The 21156-nt window shown below is 44.3% G+C and carries 19 protein-coding genes; 6 read left to right on the top strand and 13 right to left on the bottom strand.

Annotated features, from left to right (window positions below; genetic code table 11):
* Positions 1-222: 222 nt before the first annotated feature.
* Entirely contained in the window at positions 223-600 is a 378-nt protein-coding gene (locus tag JOJ89_RS11575; RefSeq protein WP_203287426.1) for a KGG domain-containing protein, read from the top strand.
* Between the two features lie 45 nt (positions 601-645).
* Here JOJ89_RS11575 and JOJ89_RS11580 read toward each other — a convergent pair whose 3' ends face one another.
* Both JOJ89_RS11580 and JOJ89_RS11585 read right to left on the bottom strand, forming a co-directional pair.
* The gene (locus tag JOJ89_RS11580) at positions 646-2010 is read right to left on the bottom strand and encodes a PstS family phosphate ABC transporter substrate-binding protein (protein WP_242524596.1); all 1365 of its coding nucleotides are present in this window, start codon (positions 2008-2010) and stop codon (positions 646-648) included.
* Positions 2011-2214: 204 nt separating this feature from the next.
* Complete coding sequence (locus JOJ89_RS11585; protein WP_242524597.1) at positions 2215-2439, bottom strand: helix-turn-helix domain-containing protein; 225 nt, start codon at positions 2437-2439, stop codon at positions 2215-2217.
* A gap of 159 nt (positions 2440-2598) precedes the next feature.
* Between JOJ89_RS11585 and JOJ89_RS11590 the strand changes: the two genes are divergently transcribed.
* Positions 2599-2877 (top strand): hypothetical protein, encoded by a 279-nt coding sequence (locus JOJ89_RS11590; RefSeq protein WP_203287427.1) that lies wholly within the window; start codon positions 2599-2601, stop codon positions 2875-2877.
* 345 nt (positions 2878-3222) lie between these two features.
* Here the strand turns inward: JOJ89_RS11590 and cysI are convergent, their stop codons facing one another.
* Both cysI and JOJ89_RS11600 read right to left on the bottom strand, forming a co-directional pair.
* Positions 3223-4941, bottom strand: coding sequence for an assimilatory sulfite reductase (NADPH) hemoprotein subunit (cysI, locus tag JOJ89_RS11595; RefSeq protein ID WP_203287428.1), 1719 nt, complete (start codon positions 4939-4941; stop codon positions 3223-3225).
* A gap of 25 nt (positions 4942-4966) precedes the next feature.
* Positions 4967-6790, bottom strand: a complete 1824-nt coding sequence (locus tag JOJ89_RS11600) for an assimilatory sulfite reductase (NADPH) flavoprotein subunit (RefSeq protein WP_203287429.1) — start codon at positions 6788-6790, stop codon at positions 4967-4969.
* Positions 6791-6985: 195 nt separating this feature from the next.
* Here JOJ89_RS11600 and JOJ89_RS11605 point away from each other — a divergent pair, with 195 nt between their 5' ends.
* Positions 6986-7894 (top strand): LysR family transcriptional regulator, encoded by a 909-nt coding sequence (locus JOJ89_RS11605; RefSeq protein ID WP_029280670.1) that lies wholly within the window; start codon positions 6986-6988, stop codon positions 7892-7894.
* A 73-nt stretch (positions 7895-7967) separates the two neighbouring features.
* Here the strand turns inward: JOJ89_RS11605 and JOJ89_RS11610 are convergent, their stop codons facing one another.
* Both JOJ89_RS11610 and JOJ89_RS11615 read right to left on the bottom strand, forming a co-directional pair.
* Positions 7968-8252 carry a hypothetical protein gene (locus tag JOJ89_RS11610; protein ID WP_029280669.1) on the bottom strand — a complete coding sequence of 95 codons (285 nt, stop codon included), beginning with the start codon at positions 8250-8252 and terminating at the stop codon, positions 7968-7970.
* Positions 8253-8271: 19 nt separating this feature from the next.
* The gene (locus JOJ89_RS11615; RefSeq protein WP_029280668.1) at positions 8272-9141 is read right to left on the bottom strand and encodes a cation diffusion facilitator family transporter; all 870 of its coding nucleotides are present in this window, start codon (positions 9139-9141) and stop codon (positions 8272-8274) included.
* A gap of 320 nt (positions 9142-9461) precedes the next feature.
* Between JOJ89_RS11615 and JOJ89_RS11620 the strand changes: the two genes are divergently transcribed.
* Positions 9462-10646, top strand: coding sequence for a M14 family zinc carboxypeptidase (locus tag JOJ89_RS11620; RefSeq protein WP_242524598.1), 1185 nt, complete (start codon positions 9462-9464; stop codon positions 10644-10646).
* Between the two features lie 446 nt (positions 10647-11092).
* On the opposite strand, the gene bioB is transcribed toward JOJ89_RS11620, so the two are convergent.
* Positions 11093-12091 carry a biotin synthase BioB gene (gene bioB / locus JOJ89_RS11625; protein ID WP_029280664.1) on the bottom strand — a complete coding sequence of 333 codons (999 nt, stop codon included), beginning with the start codon at positions 12089-12091 and terminating at the stop codon, positions 11093-11095.
* A 181-nt stretch (positions 12092-12272) separates the two neighbouring features.
* Here bioB and JOJ89_RS11630 point away from each other — a divergent pair, with 181 nt between their 5' ends.
* A complete protein-coding gene (locus tag JOJ89_RS11630) occupies positions 12273-12764 on the top strand; it encodes a hypothetical protein (protein WP_029565911.1) in 492 nt (163 codons plus the stop codon).
* A 26-nt stretch (positions 12765-12790) separates the two neighbouring features.
* On the opposite strand, the gene JOJ89_RS11635 is transcribed toward JOJ89_RS11630, so the two are convergent.
* Positions 12791-13678, bottom strand: coding sequence for a peptidylprolyl isomerase (locus JOJ89_RS11635; protein WP_203287430.1), 888 nt, complete (start codon positions 13676-13678; stop codon positions 12791-12793).
* Positions 13679-13863: 185 nt separating this feature from the next.
* Here JOJ89_RS11635 and cls point away from each other — a divergent pair, with 185 nt between their 5' ends.
* Positions 13864-15075, top strand: coding sequence for a cardiolipin synthase (gene cls / locus JOJ89_RS11640; RefSeq protein WP_051827243.1), 1212 nt, complete (start codon positions 13864-13866; stop codon positions 15073-15075).
* Here the strand turns inward: cls and brnQ are convergent.
* From brnQ to JOJ89_RS11665, 5 genes are all read right to left on the bottom strand, one after another.
* Positions 15072-16391, bottom strand: coding sequence for a branched-chain amino acid transport system II carrier protein (brnQ, locus tag JOJ89_RS11645; protein ID WP_203287431.1), 1320 nt, complete (start codon positions 16389-16391; stop codon positions 15072-15074). The two genes, cls and brnQ, sit on opposite strands and share 4 nt — an antisense overlap.
* Positions 16392-16590: 199 nt before the next feature.
* Positions 16591-17265, bottom strand: a complete 675-nt coding sequence (locus tag JOJ89_RS11650) for a DUF4352 domain-containing protein (protein ID WP_203287433.1) — start codon at positions 17263-17265, stop codon at positions 16591-16593.
* Positions 17266-17351: 86 nt separating this feature from the next.
* Positions 17352-18752: an alkaline phosphatase gene (locus JOJ89_RS11655; protein WP_203287435.1), complete on the bottom strand. Its 1401-nt coding sequence runs from the start codon at positions 18750-18752 to the stop codon at positions 17352-17354.
* A gap of 156 nt (positions 18753-18908) precedes the next feature.
* Positions 18909-20099 (bottom strand): MFS transporter, encoded by a 1191-nt coding sequence (locus JOJ89_RS11660; RefSeq protein ID WP_203287437.1) that lies wholly within the window; start codon positions 20097-20099, stop codon positions 18909-18911.
* Positions 20096-21142: an ArsR/SmtB family transcription factor gene (locus tag JOJ89_RS11665; protein WP_203287439.1), complete on the bottom strand. Its 1047-nt coding sequence runs from the start codon at positions 21140-21142 to the stop codon at positions 20096-20098. Before JOJ89_RS11665 ends, JOJ89_RS11660 begins: the two co-directional genes overlap by 4 nt.
* Between the last annotated feature and the right edge of the window lie 14 nt (positions 21143-21156).

Genomic DNA, 21156 nt, shown 5'->3' on the forward strand with positions numbered 1-21156 from the left:
CTGTAAAATGGTTCTTTCCTTGTCCGTGAGACATGCAATCGATGCCAATATCCCAGCAGGAACCTCCTTTGCATGGAGATGCCCTTTTTTGACCTCGAAACGAAAAAAATTCATTCATCTAATAATTAACAATTTTTAACCGTGAAAACCGTTTAAAGCTCTGGCTCACGGGTATAAGGTTACCGTAATAAAAATACCGCATTTGCGAGGAGGAATGTGTCCATGACAAATCAAAATGACGGAAAGATGAGCCGCGAGGAAGCCGGAAGAAAAGGCGGGCAGGCAACCGCTGATGCACACGGGAAAGAATTTTTTCAGGAAATCGGCCAAAAAGGCGGAAGCGCCAATGCTTCCGGCCACCACGGGAATTCTGCAGAGAATCAGGGCAGCCAGGATGGTGATAACGGCACAATGAGCCGCGAGGAAGCAGGGCGTATGGGTGGACAGGCAACCGCAGATTCCCACGACAGAGACTTCTATCAGGAAATTGGCCGTAAAGGCGGTCAAACCTCTTCGTCACACAACAGCAATGAAAACCGAGACGAAAAAATGAGCAAAGCAGAAGCAGGACGCATGGGCGGAGAAAAAAGCAGGCGGTAAAACAACAGGCACCTCCACTTTCATGGAGATGCCTTTTTTTGACCATTATTGATCCGTAAGTTTTACATACCCAACCTCTTCAACCAGTTCCTGTCCCTGCGGCCCCTGCATCCATTGAAGGAATGGTTCAATCTGTTTGTTCTGATTGGATTTCAGCGTAATGGCATAGAGGGATGCAGTAAACGGATAGGTTTCATTGCTGATGTTTTCAGAGTCCGGCTTTATTCCGTTTACTCCAAGCAGCTTAATGTCTTCATTTTTCCTCATTCCTGTTGCAAAATAGCGGAAGGAAAAGCCGATGGCATTTTCAACATTTCGGTAATCTGCCACTTGTTCGATGATTCCCCCCATCCCCTGCACCACTTCTTCTTTCAGCGGTTTCTGAATGGGAGTGTTCCCCATAATTTTCTCAAGCAGCGTTTGGCTACCTGAATTTTTTGGGCGCTGAAAGGGCATGATTTCTTCCTTATTGCCTCCTGCTTCTTCCCAATTTTTGATTTCACCGGAGTAAATTTTCTTGATTTGTTCAATATCCAGGTTTTCCACTGGATTATCCGGATGAACAAAGAAAACAAATGCTTCTTTCCCGATTGGTGTCATGACAAGCTCTTTGCCGGTTTTTTCAGCCATCATTTGCTGTTCTTTAGAAGGCTCGGCACCAAAGTAAATATCAGCTTCCCCCGAAAGCAGACGCTCATATGCATAAATCGTATTCGTAAAACTGACGACCTCTTTCTCAGATGTCATGACGCTGCTGACATTTTTGTAGACTGAATTCGCAAAAGCAGAATAAACCGGATAAGCGGCTTCAGCTCCGTCAAGGACTGGCATTTCATCTGAGTTCTCAATGATGAACGTTGACTCGCCTTTTATAGTCGGAAGCTTGTGATAAGGATTAGTTACATCATAAGGCGTCAAATCTGTACTGGAATAGCCTCCTCCATGTTCATACCCGTAGGTAGGAAGTACGTTTTTGCTTCTTTCAGCATGTATGTAAGTGCCAGCACTTAAACTAATTACGATAACTGCAAACAGAGTAAATGCTTTTTTTGCAGCAGGAAACAAATTGTTTCGATGATTGCGCAGCATCAAAAGAATGCACGGGATGCTGAATGCCGTTCCATATGCAATAGGAGCCCAGAAAAGGGTACTCATTTCACCAGCGAAAGCTGACATGAAAAATCCCGGTGCATACGGCAAGTGCAAAACCCCATAAATTACCCAGCTGTCGTGACCGTAAAACCCTCCGCTGATCCACATGAAAATTGCCCATAGCAACGCTGTATAAGCAAGCGGAACAAAGGCGAGAAATTCTTGTCCCTGAACTCGATTTTTAAACCACCTGTACCCAAAGACGAGTCCTCCAATAGAAAAAACAGCGATGGATGAAAATAAAAATGAAGTGAACACCCGCCATCATAGAAATGACCACCAGCAGTGATAAACTAAATGGGACAAGCCCAAAATAGATAAACAGCTTTGCAGCTTTCAAATTCCTTCTCCTCACCTTCCTCTTGTTAGTGTAATTTTACACTTTAATCCTATTTTTTACAATATATTTTTTTTAGAATTTAAAAAAATGCCCTTCACTTAGAAGGACACCGTCATAGTATTTCAGCTCTGTTTTTTTGCGAGTTCTTCTTTGCTGATTAATTCCGAAGCTGGTACGTCCAGCACGGTTGAGAGTTTTAAGATGGTTTGCGTATCAGGGATTTTTTCCCCTGCTTCATACTTTTCAATGGTCTGACGCCCTAGTCTCGCTTTAAAAGCAAGCTCCTCCTGACTCATCTTCTTCTGTTCGCGGTAATGCTTTAATTGCTGGTGAAAAGCAGCCATCATCCATTCCTCCCTAAAATCATCCAATTTTATACTTTTAGTGTATCACTGGAGCATCCATTTGCACCATTGTAAACGTGAACATTATGTTACTAAAATGCACTAATATTCTTCCGCTTTAGGGGCAATCTAATTGGGAATAACCAATACAGGAGGTTTACGATGAAAAATAAATGGCTAGTACTCATCATGGGTGTCCTTTTTTCAGCATTTATGATGGCAGGCTGCAATGCAAATGACGATCAGGATCCGGCACCGCCTGAAAACCAGCAGGAAGAAGAACAGGATCAAATGGATGAAAACAACGAAGATGAAAATGCACCAGGCATGGATGAAGATGATACAATGATGAAAGATGATGAAAAAGACGCAGATCCGGACCCTGAAGATCCAATTGAAGATCCGGAAGATATGAATGATAAAGACCGCAAAGACGACTGAGTCGGGAAAAGCCTTCTGCTGAAGGCTTTTTTTGTGGCTGATTTTAGGTGGAAAACTGCGGGATTTTTGGTGCCCTGTATTTTCGACCGGTGGATTTATAGGGCAGCATTTTTCCTTTTTGGTGACCTGTATTTTGGATTGGCGAATTTATAGGGTAGCATTTTTCCTTTTTGGTGCCCTGTATTTTGGAACGATGAATTTATAGGGCAGCATTTTCTCTTTTTGCTGCCCTGTATTTTGGTCGAGCTGACATATAGGGTCCATTCTCCATTCTGATGACTCCGCCAATACTCTCTTCTCCATCCTATTTCACGCAAAAAAGACAGGGTTTTCCCTGTCTTTTCGTCAGTCGTGAAAATTAGTTCCGTCTGTTACTGCTTTTACTGTCCCGGTCCGGACAACAAAGTCTCCGAAGTGTTCTCCCGGCTCCCGCTCTTTTGCAAATTGGGCAATCAGGACGCGAAGTTCGCTGAGAATTTCTTCTTCTCCGATGTTTTCGCGGTATAATTTGCTCAGTCGGCTGCCGTCGAATGCGGCACCGAGATACATATTATATTTTCCAGGCGCTTTTCCGATAAAGGCAATTTCACCGAGGGCGTGGCGGGCACATCCATTTGGACAGCCTGTCATGCGGATCGTGATTTCTTCGTTGCGCAGTCCGTTTTCATCCACAATTTCTTCAATTTTGTCGATCAGTCTCGGCAAATATCTCTCTGCTTCTGCCATGGCAAGGCCGCACGTTGGAAGAGCCACGCAGGCAATGGAGCTGCGGCGCAGTGCAGAATAGTGTTTGCCGTCTGTTAAGCTGTACTTCTCCATAAGCTCATTTATTTTTTTCTTTTGCTGAGATGACACGTTTGAAATGATCAAGTTTTGGTTAGGCGTCAAACGAATGTCGCCCTTAAGCACCTTTGCAATTTCGCGCAGGCCAGTCATCAGCGGGTACCCGTCGTAGTCAGCGATGCGGCCCCCTTCTACAAACAGCGTGAAATGCCATTTGCCGTTCCCGCCTTTTACCCAGCCGTAGCTGTCGCCATTGCTGTCAAAACGGAAATCTTTTGCTGCGCCGAGCCTGTAGCCAAGACGGTTCTCAAGTTCTTCTTTCACATTCTGAAGACCTAAACGATCGACCGTATATTTAAAACGGGCATATTTTCTGACAGACCTGTTTCCGTAATCACGCTGGATAGTAATAATTTTTTCAGCCACATCAACAAGTCGATCCGGGGCAACAAAACCGATGACTTTTCCAAGCTGCGGGTATGTTGCCGTATCCCCGTGAGACATGCCCATTCCTCCGCCAATGACAACATTGAAGCCTGAGAGCTTATTATCTTCAACAATAGCAATAAACCCAAGGTCCTGAGAGTAGACATCAATATCATTTGACGGCGGTACAGCAATCCCGATCTTAAATTTTCTCGGCAGGTAAAGCGGGCCATACATTGGCTCGACTTCTTCTGCATCGGGGGTGCCTGCTACCTTTTCTTCATCAAGCCAGATCTCATGGTAGGCTCTGGTGCGAGGAAGAAGGTCATCGCTCAGTTTTCTTGAAAGCTCGTACACTTCAGCATGAAGGTCAGATTGATAAGGGTTGACATTGCACATGACGTTCCGGTTTACATCTCCGCAGGCGGCGATTGTATCCAGCATGGAAGCGTGGATTTCCTGAATCGTCTTTTTCATGTTCCATTTCAGAATTCCGTGCATCTGGAAAGTCTGGCGAGTTGTCAGTTTAAGCGTGCCGTTTCCGTATTTTTGGGCAAGCTCATCCATGACCAGCCATTGATCCGGCCTTGCGACTCCCCCTGCCATGCGGACGCGCAGCATAAACTGATAGGCAGGCTCAAGCTTTTGTTTCTGGCGCTCGTTCCGAAGGTCGCGGTCATCCTGAAGATAACTGCCGTGGTGCTTCATCAGGCGATTATCATCGTCGGGAATACCGGCGGAAATGCGCTCCTGCATCACTTCTGCGAGTGTCCCGCGCAGATAATTGCTTCGCTGTTTAATATCTTCTACATCACTCGGAGGGCCTTCAGGCGCACTCAGTACTTTATTTGACATGATGGTATACCCCTTTCAATCGTTCTCAATAGACGTCGCGCTGATAGCGTTTTTGCTGCTGCATGCCGGCAAGAACTTCTTCCGCTGCCGCGCGGCTCATGCCGCCCTCATTTTCAATAATGCTGATAAGCGTGCTGTGAACATCATGGGCCATGTGTTTTTCATCTCCGCAGATGTAGACATATGCCCCTTCTTTAATCCAAGCGTACAGCTCTTTGCTTTGCTCAAGCATGCGGTGCTGAACATACACTTTTTCTGCTGTATCCCTTGAAAAAGCGACGTCCATTCGTGTCAAACTACCATTTTCAAGAGCCTTTTGCCATTCCGTCTGATAAAGGAAGTCTGTGACAAAGTGCTGATCGCCAAAGAACAGCCATGACTTCCCTCCTGCTCCTGTTTCTTCTCTTTCCTGAATGAATGAACGGAACGGGGCGATGCCTGTTCCGGGTCCGACCATAATGACCGGCACATCAGGATTCTCAGGCAGCTTAAAATTCTGGTTTTTCTGTATGTATACAGGGAGGGTATCGCCGGGCTGAAGCCGCTCGGCTGTTAAAATGGAGCATACCCCGCTGCGCTTTCGTCCGTGTGTTTCATACCTGACTGCGCCGATGGTCAAGTGCACTTCATCGGGATTTGCCGTCAGGCTGCTCGCAATCGAATAAAGGCGCGCCGGCATTTTGCGGAGGTTTTGAACAAATTCCTCTGCCGAAACAGTCCAAGGACCAAAATCTTCAATCAGATCAACAAGGTCGCGGCCTTCAATATACGCTTTCAGTTGATCTTCTTTACCAGGTGAAACAAGCTCCTTAAGCCCGCTGTGATCCGATACGCCTGCCAGTTTTTCTAAAAGCGGCTTTGAAAGCACAGTTATTTCAAAATGAGTTAAAAGGGCGTTCCGCAAGGACAAACGGTCTCCCTGTTTATTGATCATCACACTGCTCTCGGGATCCCATCCCGTTTTTTCAAGCAACAGATCAACTAGCACGGGATCATTCTCGGGATAAATGCCAAGACTGTCTCCGGGTTCATATGTAAGACCTGAGCCTTCAAGGGACAATTCAAGATGACGGGTTTCCTTATTTGACCCGCGTCCATTTAAATTGATGTTTTCAAGTACTTCTGCACGGAAAGGATTTGTGCGTGAGTAGGCAGAAGGCTGTGCTGATACAGCAGAAAGTTCAGCAGCAGGAGCTGCATTGTCCCCCTGCTTCTCTTTTAAGCTAGTAATCACACCGCTGATCCATTCTGCAGCCGGCTCATCAAAATCAAGATCGCAGTCAGTGCGCGGAAAGATTCTCGTTCCGCCCAGTTCTTCCAGCTTCCCATCAAAGTCTTTGCCGGTCTGGCAGAAAAATTCGTACGAACTGTCACCAAGTGACAGAACGGAAAAATTCAGGCCATCAAGCTTAGGTGCCCTTCTTCCATGCAAAAACTCATAGAATGAGAGTGCATTGTCAGGCGGAGTTCCCTCACCGTGTGTACTGACGACAATCAAGAGGTTTTTTTCTTTTTTCAGCTGATTCGGTTTATAATCGTTCATAGAAGAAATAGTTACTTGAAAGCCTTGTTCGGACAGTGTTTTTGCTGCGTTTTCAGCAAGGCTTTGTGCATTTCCAGTCTGTGAGCCGTATAGAACGGTCACTTCTTTTGAAACGGGTGCTGTGTTTTGAACAAGTGCCGACTCTCCTGCCTTAGGCGCCAGAACACCAATAGGTCCAGCAGCCTGTGCGGCTGTCAAATATCCCGTCAGCCAGATCTTCTGTGTTTCTGATAATGTTGGCAGAAGGCGGTTAAGAAGCTCTGCCTGCTCCTGATTAAACGGACTGTTACTTACCTGAAGTTGCAACGATACCCACCTCGCAAACGAATTTGGAACTGCCAATACAATTAACCCTATACGCAAAGTCGGTTTTATGACTTTGTTTTATAAAGCTTTTATAAAAAAATACTATTTCTACTTTACCTGAAAACAGAAAATTAGTAAAATACATTTAATTTATGATGATTATTAAGATTTCTAATGATAAGGTGGCTTTCTATTTTGCACTATGATGCTTTGAAAACATTTATTACTCTTGCAGAGGTGAAAAACTTTACAAAAACAGCAGAAACTCTCCGCATGTCCCAGCCGAGCGTCAGTCTTCATATTAAAAACCTTGAAAAAGAATTTGAGACAAAGCTTTTTATCCGGTCTCCCAAGTTTCTTCAGATTACCCCAACGGGCGAAATTCTGTATGACCGTGCAAAAAGGATGATTTCTTTATATGAACAATCCAAACAGGATATTCTCGAACACCAGAATGCCATCCGCGGGGAATTGAAAATTGGCGCAAGCTTTACAATTGGAGAGTATATCCTCCCTTCCCTGCTGCTTGATCTGCAAAAAGATTATCCTGAGCTTGAACTGCAGGTACTGATCGGAAACACACAGGAAATTGTACAAAGCGTGCGCATGCATGGGGTCGATATTGGTCTCATTGAAGGGCATACGAACGAAAGTGAACTTTCCGTCCACCCGTTTATGCAGGATGAGCTTTTTATCGTTGCCTCCATGGATCATGAGCTTGGTCTGAAAAAAGAGGTCACTTTTGCCGACTTGCACAACCAGCCGTGGGTCACCCGCGAAGTTGGTTCAGGTACACGTGAATATTTAAATCACGTCATACGGACGAACGGCCTTAAAGTAAAATCACTGCTTACCATCAGCAGCAATCAGGGAATAAAAGAAACGCTAATGAACGGAACGGGCCTGTCCTTTCTTTCAAAAAGCGTCATTGAACGGGATGTTGCAAATAAAGACCTTTCAATTATTCATATGAAAAATCAGCGGTTTACAAGGACTCTTTCCTACCTGTACTCGCCTGTTAGTGAAGATAAGAAGATAGTGAAAACGTTTATTAATTCACTAAAGAACAAGTGGCCGGATGAGATGAGGCTGGCAAAAAAATAACGGCGAGTGAGTAAGACCGGAATTCAAGTTTTGCGCCATACGAAAAAGGCCCAGCATGTGCTGGGCCTTTTTGCTAATTCTTCTTTTTATTGAAAAACAAAGCAGCTATAAGACTCAGCATACAGCTGAGCATCAGGGTCATTGTAAAATACAGCGTCAGCAGCACATCATTCAGATCCTTGTCATTTCCCTGTAAAAAGGTTGGGATGACGTATACAAGAGCTGCTAAAATGGCGAGTGTCACAGGCGGTATAAACCTTCTGCTATAAGGAAGTTTCAGAGTAAGAAAGACCGAAGCCGCCATAACCAGAAGCGGAAGGCCTATACGAATAAAATTTGACATGAGTTCAGAATCCACTTGCACACCCTCCTTTCTGTTAATTCGGTTCTACATGTACATGTACATTGTACACTTCATGCTTCTTCATTAAAATCGTTTCGACTTTTGTAGAAATATCGTGTGCATCACGGATATCGAGATTGGAATTCACCAGGATCACGATGTCTACTACTGTATTGTTTCCATAATTTCTCGCCTTAATTTCCTTTACCCCTTTAACCCCGTACAGAGAAAGGGCCGTTTCTTTAAAAGCCTCTATTTCCTCTTCGTCAAATCCATCCGTTAAATGGTGCGAAGCTTCCCTGAAAATATCCCATGCTGTTTTGCAGATCAGTAATCCGACAATGACGGCTGCAGCCGGATCCAGCCATGGAAGGGAGAATTGAGAGCCGATAATGCCAATCGCAATCCCAATACTGACCCATGCATCTGACAAATTATCTTTCGCAGCCGCAGTCACTGCCTGGCTGTTAATTTTTTCTCCAAGCCTTTTATTGTAACGATAAACAAGATACATAACGGCAGCACTGAATAAACCGGTCCATGCCGAGATCATGTCCGGTGATTCCTGTTTCCCTTCAAACACTGACAATACAGCTCCGTACAATACTTGAAGTCCTACGGCCATCATGATAAAAGATGCGACAAGCGACGCAACTGTCTCCGCTTTCCAGTGGCCGTATGGATGATCTTTGTCGGCAGGCTTCTGTGACAGCCGAAGCCCTATGAACACAGCAACTGAAGCAACGATATCTGTTGCGTTGTTTAAGCCGTCCGCTTTAAGTGCCTCAGAGTTCGCTGAATATCCGATCAGCAATTTCAGAGCCGATAAGCACAGGTATGCAGCAATGCTGATGATCGCTCCCCGCTCGCCTTTTTTTAAATCTGCATATTTTTGTTGTTCCATCAAATGATCCTCCGCGTTTTCGTTCCTTGAACATCTTACCAGTCAAGGTTTGAGTGAGTCTACAGCAACCTTTTTTCGCGGTTCAACAAGAGTAACAAATGTCTAAAAAAGTTTGCTCAGACAAACTTTTCTTCTTTTGCACATCTATTTCTTTCGTAAGACGAAAGAACTTTCTCAAATCTAGGCAAAAGGTTGGCAATACCATTAAAATCCACTATTTTTCTGAACCTATAGCGTCATTTCTGTCAAAAAACAAGGAATACCCTCACTTATTGCAGAAAATTCTGATTGTTCAACAAAAAATGAAGAGGTGAGCTTATTTGAAGAAGAAAACATTTGTTAAAGCAGCAGGTACAGCCTTGATGGCAGCTGCACTCGTCTTTCCGCAGGCAGGCAGTTTCGCTCCGCCTTCACAAGCTGCAGCAGAGACGCTTGAGACACAAGGGTTTATAAGCTATGCAGAGCTTCAGAAAAAACTGAGACAGCTAGAACAGACAAGCGGAGGAAAAATTTCAGTTGATGTTGCCGGATCTACCAACCAGGGACGAGAAATATATACAGCAAGGGTTGGCACTGGAGATAAAGTACTGCTAGTTCAAAGTGAAATTCACGGCAATGAAAAGACCGGTACAGTGGCGCTTTTGAACATCCTTCAAAAGATCGGATCAAGCAATTCGGAGGCAGCAAAGAAAATACGTGAAGAGATGACGATTGTTGCCATTCCGATGATGAATGCAGATGCTTCTGAACTCGACCGCCGCGGAAATGACATGAGCTGGTCGGAGGTTACGGAGCAATACCCGCAATTAAGTTCAGCAACCCCTTCCTGGAATTACTATACAAGGGTTCTCCAGGGGGATGACTATGCAGCTAATCCGGGCTTTGATGTAAACCGCGATTTCCACCCTGATTTAGATTACGTTGCTAATGCAGCAGATTTTCCTGGAGCTTCCAACAAACCTGGCTGGTACATCACGCCTGAAGCCCAGACTGTACGAGACGTCTATAAAGATCTGATGGAAGAATTCGGAAAAGTAGATGTCTTTATGGACATGCATCATCAGGGCTTCCCTTATGTCGGGGATACAGGTGAAATCGCTACAATGTCCATTTCCGCTCAATTTGTACCTGATCCGGCAACTCCTGAAGGAGATAAATATGCCCAATACGCGAACGGGTACGATTATGATTTTTCAAGGCAGCTGAATGTTGCCGTCTATGATGCCTTGCAGGCAAAAGGAGATTCCGTATTTACAAACATTTCACTCTATCAGCAGGATCTCGACCTTCCTGGAACAGCTCTTGGGTCCTTTGCATTAAACGGAAGCGGAACCGTTCTTTTTGAAGTCAAAGGCCAAACACAGAACTTTGGCCAAAAGCAAAAAGGGATGCTTGTCAAAACGGTTGAAACCGGATTAATGGGCGTAATCAACGGTGTAACTGACGGCACCGTATACTCTCTCGATCCTGAAAAGTATGAAGAAATTCCGGAATCCACTTATTAATATACGCAAAAGAAAAATCCGAACTTGTATGGAGTTCGGATTTTTCTTTTGGAAACGGGATGTGTTTCCTGCTTTGTACGTTTATGACCCTTCAGCTCACTCAGTCCAGCATGAAGGGTCATTTCACGCCTGCTTATGACCACTCAGCTCACCCTGCCCTGCATGAAGGGTCATATCATGCTCGCTTATCACCACTCAGCTCACCCTGCCCTGCATGAAGGGTCATATCATGCTCGCTTATGACCACTCAGCTCTCTCTGCCCTGCATGAAGGGTCATATCATGCTCGCTTATCACCACTCAGCTCACCCTGCCCTGCATGAAGGGTCATATCATGCTCGCTTATGACCACTCAGCTCACTCCGCCCTACATGAAGGGTCATTTCACGCCTGCTCATGACCACTCAGCTCACTCCGCCCTGCATGAATGACTCCTACAGCCAGCAATCAGACCCTAACTGCCTCCTGATCTTCAAAGTCAAACTCCACTTCAAAACCGAGGTCTTTCAGCATCTCATGGTCACTCGTGCTTTCTTGTCCCCTGGTTGTTAAATAGTCTCCCACAAAGATCGAGTTGGCTGCATAGAGCCCAAGCGGCTGCAGGGATCTTAAATTGACTTCTCTTCCTCCGGAAATACGGATTTCTTTCGTCGGATTGATGTAGCGGAAGAGTGCGAGCACCTTCAGGCAATACCTCGGGTCAAGTTCATCCGTTCCTTCAAGCGGAGTACCGTCAATGGCGTGAAGGAAGTTTACAGGAATACTGTCTGCGTCTAGTGCGCGCAGGCTGAATGCCATATTGACGACATCTTTTTTTGTTTCTCTCATGCCGATGATCACACCCGAACACGGAGAAATACCGGACGCCTTTACAGCTTCAATGGTTTGTACGCGGTTATCATATGTATGCGATGTTGTAATAGATTCGTGGTGCTCTTTTGATGTATTAATGTTGTGGTTGTAGCGGTCGACTCCGGCTTCTTTGAGGCGTTCTGCCTGTCCCGGCTTCAACAGCCCAAGGCACGCACACACCTTAAGACCGAATTGATCTTTGATGTCTTTTACGGCTGATACAACTGTGTCCAGTTCTTTTTCAGAAGGACCTCTTCCGCTCGCAACAATGCAATAGGTTCCGACCTTCAGGTTATAGGCGCGTTCTGCTCCTTCTAAAATGCTTTCTTTGTTCATCATCCTGTACTTTTCAATAGGTGCCGTTGAAATGCTTGACTGAGAGCAATAGCCGCAGTTTTCAGGACAAAGTCCTGATTTCGTGTTTACGATCATGTTCAGTTTTACTTTTTTCCCGTAATAATGCTTTCTGATCAAAAATGCTCCATGAAGAAGACTAAGAATCTCATCATCTTCGCTTGTTAAAATTTCAAGTGACTCTTCCTCTGTTAATACCTTGCCGTTTATGACTTCATTTGCAAGCGTTGACCAATTCATTGCATTCCCTCCATCTCGTCGTTCTCTTCCATCGTAAAGAATAGCAAGGATTTGTGTCAACTTATTTTTAATTCGGTTAACAAATTTATGTAAACGTTCTTAAAACGTTCAATATATACAAATTATTACATTTATATGAATGGTACGATTAAATCAGCCAATCATTAGGAGGAAAAAGATCATGCTAAAAAGAATGATGAATACTCCAAAGAAAAAAACAGCCGTTTTTTTTGCTCTATACGCAGGTCTAATGGCGTGGCTGATTCTTATGGCCGTAAATTTCACCACAGTTAATGAACAGAAGACTGATTTTGCAGGAGAATTCGCCGAGCAAGTCAAGGTACAGGAAGCTAAAAGAGAAGAAGAGAAAAAGCGGGAAGATAAGCCTCTTTGGGAAGTCTCTGATCGAACAGCCATTATCGCCGTTACAGCTGGAGCAATCGCAGATATCCTGGTTGTTTTATGGTGGGCAAGAAGAGAAAACAGACGTATGGATGAGAAGCAGGATGTACCGGCTAAGAAAAGATGGCGGGACAGCAAATGGTTCTGGTACATCGCAGCAATGGGTGTTATTCAGCCCTCAGGCAGCCGCTACATCATTAATTGGAAAAACATGATTGCCTCCGCGGTACTAATTCATGTACTTCTTTATTTGCTTATCAAAAATGCATAAAAAAAGAGAGGTTTCCCCCTCTCTTCTCAGCTCTCTAATGAATTCTGGATTTCATATTCTTCTTTTTTCTCTTCCATCCAGCCAGTATAGGCTGTCTGCATTTTCTGATCGAAAAGGGCTTCCTTGATTTCCTCTTTTTTCTCAGCATATACTGCCGGGACTGCCGCTTTTTTGTCTTCGAATTTGATAATGTGGTAACCAAACTCTGTTTTTACAGGATCACTTATTTCCCCTTCTTTCATAGAGAAGGCTTTTTCTTCGAATGCTGCCGTCATCTCGCCTTTTGCGAAATAGCCAAGCTCTCCGCCATTGCCGCTGTTAGAGGTATCTGTTGAATATTCTTTGGCTAGCTCCGCAAAATCAGCTCCTCCATCAAGTTTGCTTTTGACTTCTTTTGCTGCCGCCTCATCTTCCACTAAAATATGGCTTGCATTTACTTGTTCTGGTTCAGAAAGACTTTCTTTGTTTTCTTCAAAATAGGTTTTCATCTCATCTTCCGAAATGTCAATCTCAGGCTCGAGCAGTTTTTCAATTTTTAAATTTGTTTTCAGTTCCTCTTTTACCGCCTCTGCAGAACCGCCGGAAGCCTCAATCTGCTGGAGAAAGGCCTCTTCTCCCCCGTACGATTCCACGATTGTTTGATACTCTTTGTCAACATCTGCATCAGATACTGTAATCTTCTTTTTTTCCGACTCCTGATTGATGATTTCTTCTGTAATTAAGTAGTCTACAAGCTTAGATCCGCCCTGATCTGCAAGCAGCCCGTAAAGCCTGTCCTGACTGATTTTTTCGCCGTTCACACTGGCTACAGCCCCGTCGTCATCCGCAGAACCGACAGCCCAGCCGATTCCCCCGCTGAGCAGACCTGTCATTAAAAAGGCGTACGTCAGTTTATTTGCAAGTATGTTTTTCATTTTGATAACTCCCAACTATTTTCTTCCTATCTTTTGCTGAACACCTTCCAGTATAACGGGCAGTTATGAATAAACTATGAACAAAGAGAGAAGAAGATATGAAAGTGATATTCCAAAGATTCCCTTCGTTATTTAGAAGGAGATTATCAAACCATAAGAGATAACTACGTTCCGGGAGTTTTTTTATGCTGAGAAAAATGATGATTATGTTTGGAGTATGCATTTCACTGGTGATTTGCACTTTTTTCATTCTTCAGTGGGATGTAAAAAGCGGATATAAGGACTATACCAATGAACACGGCATGATTAAAACCCCCGTATACCACGGGGATCTGACCCTGTTCCCCGAAGGTGACAGCCTTTATAAATCACTCTTTCAAGATATTAAAGAAGCTGAAAACTACATTTATATTCATTTTTTTATCATCAGGGACGATCCTGTCAGCCTGAACTTCTTGTCCCTTCTTCAAAAAAAGGCCGAAAACGGAATAGATGTGATGCTTTCTGTCGACCGCATCGGCGGAAAAGAGATCAACAGGAAAATAATTAATCGCCTTGAAGCGAGCGGTGTGCACTTCACGTTCAGCAGGAAAACCGGAATCACTCATCCTTTTTACAGAATGAATCACCGCAATCACAGAAAGCTTGTCATTATTGACGGAAGGGTGTCTTATTTAGGCGGATTCAATATGGGAGAAGAATATCTGGGCCAGGATAAACGCTTCGGGTACTGGCGGGACTATCACCTGCGGATTGCCGGTGAAGGCGCGTATGAAGTGGAGGAGCAATTTTTGAAAGACTGGGAAGAAGACACCGGGCAGAAAAGGCCTCCTAAAAAACATCAGCCTGTCCGGACGGACGGTTCTGAATATCGGCTGTTTTTCTCAACCGGAGGAGAATGGGAAAAAGAACTCCTGTCTTTAATAAGAAGTGCAAGAAAACAGCTTGTTATTGCAACTCCCTATTTCATACCAAACAATGAGATGATGGATGCGCTGATTGATGCGCGGAAAAATGGCGTCAAAGTTGAGATCCTCGTCCCTGACCATACAGACGCATGGTTTACAAAGCCTCCAAGCTATCCAAAAACAGAAAAGCTGTTAAACCGCGGCGTGGATATTTATTTGTATACAAAAGGATTTTTTCATGGGAAAGTGATGCTGATTGATGGTAAAACGGCGAATATCAGCACAGCAAACTGGGATCCGCGGAGCTTTTATTTAAATGATGAAGCGAGCTGCCTGATCTACGACACAGAAGTCATCAAGACCATTTCAGCTGAGATTGAAGAGGATAAAAAAAACAGCCGGAAGCTGAACGAAGCGATTATAAAAGAAATTCCATCCTGGGAGCGTTCATTTATGAAAACCCCAGAATGGATTTATTATTATTTTTAAGCTGGAACGCGTGATGGTTTTCTTTTTCCTAAAACCAGCCCAACAGTAGCTCCCAGTAATGCCGGAACAAGCCAGCCAATGCCTTCGCCGTAAAGCGGAAGGTAGCTTAGGGCAGGTGTCAGTGCTTCACTGAGAAATGTTTGATTAACTGTATCCGCCAGACTGAAGAGGCCTGTGAAAAGAACCGTAGTTACATAGATGTAAGGACTGTTTTGGATGAAAGAATGAACCAGTGCAAGAATGATCAGCACGATGGCAATTGGGTAAATCATGCCCAGTATCGGCACAGAAACGGTCAAAATCTGAGTCAGTCCAAGATTTGCAACGGCTGTGCTTGCCAGACATAAAATCAATACCCATACCTTATACGGCACTCTAGGCACAGCCCCTGCAAAAAACTGGCTGCACGATATCACAAGCCCAATGGATACGCAGAAACAAGCCAGTGTAAAGACAAGCCCAAGTATGACGCTGCCGCTTGTACCGAACAGGCTCGTCATAATATTCGTCAGAATCTGGGCGCCGTTTTCAGATGTTCCAAGAGATGCGCTCGCTGCACCCATTGTGCCAAGAAGAATGTAGATGATGGTTAAAAGCAGGCCTGCTCCCATTCCTGCAAACATCATATAGCGGGAAAGTGCTTTTTCATTTGTTACACCCTGTGATCTGATAGCAGTTGCTATCACAATACCGAAAGCAAGCGCGGCCAGTGCATCCATCGTCAAGTATCCATCAAGAAACCCCTGAAAAACAGGACTCGAGCCATAATTGCCTGATGCCTGTCCACTTTCTCCAATCGGTGTAATCAAAGACTTCACAAAAATAACCAGAATCAGCGTCAGCACAATCGGCGTAAGCAATTTTCCGAATAAGTCCACAAGCTTAGAAGGGGACATGCTGAGCCAGTACACTAAGCCAAAAAAGACCGCTGTATAAATGAACAGTGCTGCAGGAGCACCCGCAGCCTCAGCGGGAAGAAAAGGCGCTGCCCCCATTTCAAAAGCTAAGCTTCCGGCTCTTGGAATCGCAAGTCCAGGTCCGATCGAAACGTAAATAATAAACGGGAAAATAAGGGCAAATACAGGGTGAACCCTTGTATTTAATTCATGAAAGCTCCCTGCTTTAGCAACTGCGATAACCCCGAGAATGGGAAGACCCACCGCGGAAAGAATAAAGCCTGCAAGAGAAGGCCAAAGATTGTCCCCTGCTGCCTGTCCAAGAAAAGCCGGGAAGATTAAGTTCCCTGCTCCAAAAAACATGGAAAATAACATAAGACTGATAAACATGATCTGTTTTGCTGAAAATTCCTTTGCCATACAAAAACTCCTTTAAGATGAAGGTTCTATGATGAAAATAATAGTTCAAAGTATAACAGCTAAAAAATTGATTGACTAGTTCCTTTTTTCAGCATTTTTAAGCGCCTTTTATCAAACCTTGTTCTATAGGCAATGAATGCGTTTACCTTCATTTTATAAATTTTTTCCAAAAGAAAAAACAATACTTGATCGTATTGTCTCATTTGAATGGAACTGTTATTTTCTGAGCTTTGCTTTCTGTTTTCTGATTGGCATTCAGCACATCGCTAGTCAGCATCGTGACACTTTTAACAGGCTCTTCGGAATGTTCCAGAATAAATCCGATGTTACCCTTTTTGGTCTGATTTGCCCCAAGTTCACCGTTTAGATCTTCAAGGTAAATATCGGATTCCCAGTCACACCGCTGGCCGCTGTTTGTTTCCAGCATAGCAACAGGTGAGAAGTAGACGGGCTGATCTGACGTGTTTTTCACTTCTACCTCCGCTTTGATGATGTCAAACGTTTCATCATGTGTGAATGTGTGAAAAAAATCAATCATGCTGTAGGCAGGTGTATGCTCGATAATTTTCACATCTTTAATCGTCAGTTCCACATCGCCTGCTTTAATTGTCTGATTCAGGCTGCTGATGGCTTTCAGCTCAGCTGCGCCTTTGTCATCTTTCACGGTTTGACCCGGTTCAAGGAGTGAACGGTCATCCGTTATCTGCGGGTTTGGTACGTAGCTGTCTTCAGCGGCTTTTTGATTAGAGGGTGATGGTGCGGCCGTTTCAGTCTTCTGTTCTTGTTTCTTCTCAATTTGGGCAGGTTCTGTCGCCTGTGCAGAACAAGCAGAAAGTACGATTGTCAGAGATAGCAAAAGCCATGCATGTTTCATCGTGTAGTCCCCTTTCTCCATTTGCCAATCTGCCGGCATGAACACAGACTCCGCCGCCCATGCGGCAGAGTCGTGATACAGCCTGGTTATTTCTTTTTGCTTTTTTCTAGGATATCAAAGATGATTTCTGCGTGATCTGTGTTGTCTTTATGACCGGCGAACAATTCTTTACCTGGTCCGTAAGCAAAGACAGGAACGTCTTCCCCTGTATGTCCGTCTGTCGTCCAGCCTGTATTGGAGCGCTTATTAAAGATGGCTTCTATCGCATTATCAACACGGAGAATTCCTTTATCTTTGTCTGCTTTCCCTTTTTCTGCTGCATCTTTGACAGCATTGATTTCTTCTGCCGTCAGTTCAAGATCGATATACTGTTTTAACGTTTTTTCAGGATCTGCGCCTTCTTCAACGATTTGGGAAGCCATAAAGTCAGGTGTGCGCTTTGCAGCTTTGATCGGCTCTCCAAACCAGTTGTAATCACCGTCAGCTCCGATTGAATAACCGCCAGTTGAATGGTCTGCTGTAGCCACAACAAGGGTATGCTTGTCCTTTTTGGCAAATTCAATCGCTGCTTTGTAGGCTTTTTCAAAATCCTGCATTTCACTCATGGCTCCTACAATATCGTTGTCATGTCCGGCCCAGTCAACCTGGCTTCCCTCAACCATCAGGAAAAACCCGTCTTTATCTTGATTTAGTCTTGAAAGAGCTGAACTGGTCATGTCTTCAAGAGAAGGTGTTTCTTTTTTGCGGTCAATCATTTTTGGAAGGCCGCCATCCGCAAACAGTCCAAGAACCTGCTGATTTTTATCCTTCATCATTTCTTCTTTCGATGTCACATAGCTGTACCCGTCTTTCTGGAATTCTTCTGTAAGGTTGCGGTCAGCCCGGTCAAAGTTGCTTAAACCACCGCCCAGCATGACATCCACTTTATGTTTGCCGTTGATCAGTTCATCATAATAATCATCTGCTATTCCATTCATGTTTTTCCGGCTCATATCATGGGCACCGAATGAAGCAGGTGTAGCATGCGTTATTTCAGACGTAGCAACAAGACCTGTCGCCTTTCCTTTTTCTTTTGCCGATTCTAACACTGTTTTAAGCTCTGTACCGTCATTGTCTACGCCGATTGCAGCATTGAATGTCTTATATCCTGTTGACATCGCTGTTGCAGCCGATGCTGAATCTGTTACATTTTCTTTAGGATCTTCAGGATAGGTCATTTGATTGCCGACAAGGTGCTGATCAAATTCTGTACGCTCAGCCTGCGGTGTAGAAGGGTCGTCTTTCAGATAGCGGTATGCTGATGTATATGATACACCCATTCCGTCTCCAACCAGGAAAATAACGTTTCTTATTTCATTCGGTTTATTTCCAGCAGCTTCTGCTTCACTTGCCTTCGCATTTGGAAAATTCCCAATGACACTTGCGGCAACTACAGCTGAAAGCACTGCAACCGGAACAGTAATTTTTCCAAGCTTTCTATTAAACAATCAAAAAACCTCCAATAGAATGTTTTTGTATACAAGTACTAGTCTATGGGAAGAGTTTTAAGGAAGTTTTGAGAGATTGTAAAGTATAGATGTCCGTTGTTTACATTTTCTTTACAGAAAACAAATAGAAAACGATTGCATTTTTTACCTTTACAGTCACTTAAGCTGAAAGACAGATGATCTGCGTCTGAATGCAAAAAAAAGAAGTCCTCCCCCCGAAACTGTGCAAATGATGGCACCAATTGAAAGAAAAAGAAACTGTATACCGAATTGAGCAGCACATACAGTGCCGTAAACAATTCCAAGCGGCGCAGCTGCCTTTGCCATAAGAAACCTGACTGAGAAAACCTGCCCAAGAATGGACTGCGGCACAAGCTTTTGATAAAGCGTCGTGCTGTAGACATTCCAAAAGGGCATAGCTGTACCTGCTGCGATTTCAATGACCATCGCCGCTGCCAGAGTCTTTGCAGCACCAAGCGCCAAGTAAGTAGAGCCTCCTATAAACAGGGCAAGCATCATGATTTGATAGATGGATGTATCTTTTACTTTTATTCTGGATGCCGCAAAACTGCCGGCTATGTAACCAAGGGGAAAAGAAGCGGCAAACAGGCCATACTCAAATGATGAACCTCCCAGTACTTCTGAGACAAATGGAATATACATGGTCTGGGCAGCAAACACGCCAAAGCTTGTAATGGAGACAAGCCCGCCGAGAAATAGAAGCACTTTATGTTTCCGGTAAATGTCAGCCCCCTCTTTGAATTTCTTTATCCATGATGCTTTTCCCTCAAATTCTCCAGACTTTTCTATTAAAAAACCGATCATGATAAAAGAAACAGAAAATGCACTGACAACAAGAATAAGAGAACTTTTCTCATCCAAAACGGATACAAGGAAACCCGCTGCGGGCAGCGTCAAAAAACGCATCAGCTGCACCCCGCCTGAAATTCCTGCATTTACTTTGACCAATATCTCCTTTTGAACAAGCTTCGGAACAAGTGCTGCCGCGGCAGAATCATATGCAGTAATGGAGGTTAAGAAAGCCGCTGCATATAACAGGGCCGCCTCATGGAACCCGACTGTAAAAAATAGGAGAAGCAGCAAGTATACGAAAGCCCTTAATGCCTCTGACGCTCTCATTACTGTTGTTCTTTTAAACCGGTCTATATAGGGTCCGGCTATAAACTGAACGATCAGCTGCCCCGAAATGCTGACCAGCCACAAGGTGCCCATCGCAAGCTTAGAACCGGTCTCTTCATATAGGATCCACGAAAGGAGGAACGTTCCGAACGTGCTTGAAAAGACCGACAAAAGCTGATTATAAAAAAGCAGCTTGACCGGTTTCATGTTTCCTTATGCAGAAAAGTAAAGATTTCCTTTTCTATCCCCTTAATTGAGTCTCCAGTTGCTTTATAAACACTGCCTTTAAAGTGAACAAGTCCAGCTGCTTTCAAGAGGGTCAAATGATGATGGACTGTCGTTTTCCCCATTCCGACCAGAACTGTCACTTCTTTTAAAGTCAGCTCTTTTTTTACAAGAAGTTTGAGAATCCTGAGCCTTTTTTCATCGCCAATTGCTTTAAGCTTTTGCACAAGCTGTCCCGGCGGTTCAAAAGGATCCGTGCTCTTCATTAAGCTGCTGTCGCTTACAGGGTAGTAAAAAACCTTTGCAGCAGGCAGGTCTGCCTGAATCGTCCAGGGCCTGTATGCCACGTGAGGAATTAAAATCACATCGGCAATTCCCTGTTCAGGCTTATAATCAATTCCAGCAGCTTTCAGGACCGTTTTATGAGGACTTTCTAATTGGCTAATGCTTCTCTTTTCAAGAACATCCCTTTCCAAAACACCGCTGGTCCAGTCCTTTTCAGGCAGAATGACTTCGTTATACCAGCCGTCTACTAGCGCCTGGAAATGATTGAGCAGTTCAGTATGTTTGCTGCTGCATACAAAATGAATCATTTGCGGAAAAAAGGCATGCCCCTTGCAGGCCAGAACCAAATCATTTTCAGCATCCTTATCCCCTTTAGAAGCCGCAAGGCGGTTATTTTCATGCATGACATCCACGAAAGGCAGTGCGTAATATTTAAGCTCACTCTCCGAAAGTGACTTTAAGAACTGATAGAATTCCCCCGGACTGGAGAAGTCCTTCACATGTAGCAGCTGAAGCAGCATTTTCCACGTGTTGTGCTCCTGGCAGTAGTCAAGCTCTGCTGTCAGTTCACTGGAAAGACGTATCTTGAGCTCGTCCAGTTCCGCCCTCGTCATTTCAAGCTGATTATGAAGCTTTGGATAGGTAATCATGGCTATGCCAAGAGCACATTCAAACAACAAGGATGTTTTAATCTGAACGCCGTATGATATCCGTTCAAATGACGTATTCAATAGATTCATATTTTTTCCATCTC

Origin of the sequence: Metabacillus sp. cB07, from assembly GCF_016839225.1 — a bacterium.
Taxonomy (GTDB): domain Bacteria; phylum Bacillota; class Bacilli; order Bacillales; family Bacillaceae; genus Bacillus_P; species Bacillus_P indicus.

Excerpts from the sequence above, each read along its gene's own strand:
- JOJ89_RS11630 (WP_029565911.1), top strand. The coding sequence starts at position 12,273 with ATGCTAAAAAGAATGATGAATACTCCAAAGAAAAAAACAGCCGTTTTT.
- JOJ89_RS11590 (WP_203287427.1), top strand. The coding sequence starts at position 2,599 with ATGAAAAATAAATGGCTAGTACTCATCATGGGTGTCCTTTTTTCAGCA.
- JOJ89_RS11635 (WP_203287430.1), bottom strand. The coding sequence starts at position 13,678 with ATGAAAAACATACTTGCAAATAAACTGACGTACGCCTTTTTAATGACA.
- bioB (WP_029280664.1), bottom strand. The coding sequence starts at position 12,091 with ATGAATTGGTCAACGCTTGCAAATGAAGTCATAAACGGCAAGGTATTA.
- JOJ89_RS11660 (WP_203287437.1), bottom strand. The coding sequence starts at position 20,099 with ATGAAACCGGTCAAGCTGCTTTTTTATAATCAGCTTTTGTCGGTCTTT.
- JOJ89_RS11665 (WP_203287439.1), bottom strand. The coding sequence starts at position 21,142 with ATGAATCTATTGAATACGTCATTTGAACGGATATCATACGGCGTTCAG.
- JOJ89_RS11575 (WP_203287426.1), top strand. The coding sequence starts at position 223 with ATGACAAATCAAAATGACGGAAAGATGAGCCGCGAGGAAGCCGGAAGA.
- JOJ89_RS11650 (WP_203287433.1), bottom strand. The coding sequence starts at position 17,265 with ATGAAACATGCATGGCTTTTGCTATCTCTGACAATCGTACTTTCTGCT.
- JOJ89_RS11585 (WP_242524597.1), bottom strand. The coding sequence starts at position 2,439 with ATGATGGCTGCTTTTCACCAGCAATTAAAGCATTACCGCGAACAGAAG.
- brnQ (WP_203287431.1), bottom strand. The coding sequence starts at position 16,391 with ATGGCAAAGGAATTTTCAGCAAAACAGATCATGTTTATCAGTCTTATG.
- cls (WP_051827243.1), top strand. The coding sequence starts at position 13,864 with ATGCTGAGAAAAATGATGATTATGTTTGGAGTATGCATTTCACTGGTG.
- JOJ89_RS11615 (WP_029280668.1), bottom strand. The coding sequence starts at position 9,141 with ATGGAACAACAAAAATATGCAGATTTAAAAAAAGGCGAGCGGGGAGCG.
- cysI (WP_203287428.1), bottom strand. The coding sequence starts at position 4,941 with ATGTCAAATAAAGTACTGAGTGCGCCTGAAGGCCCTCCGAGTGATGTA.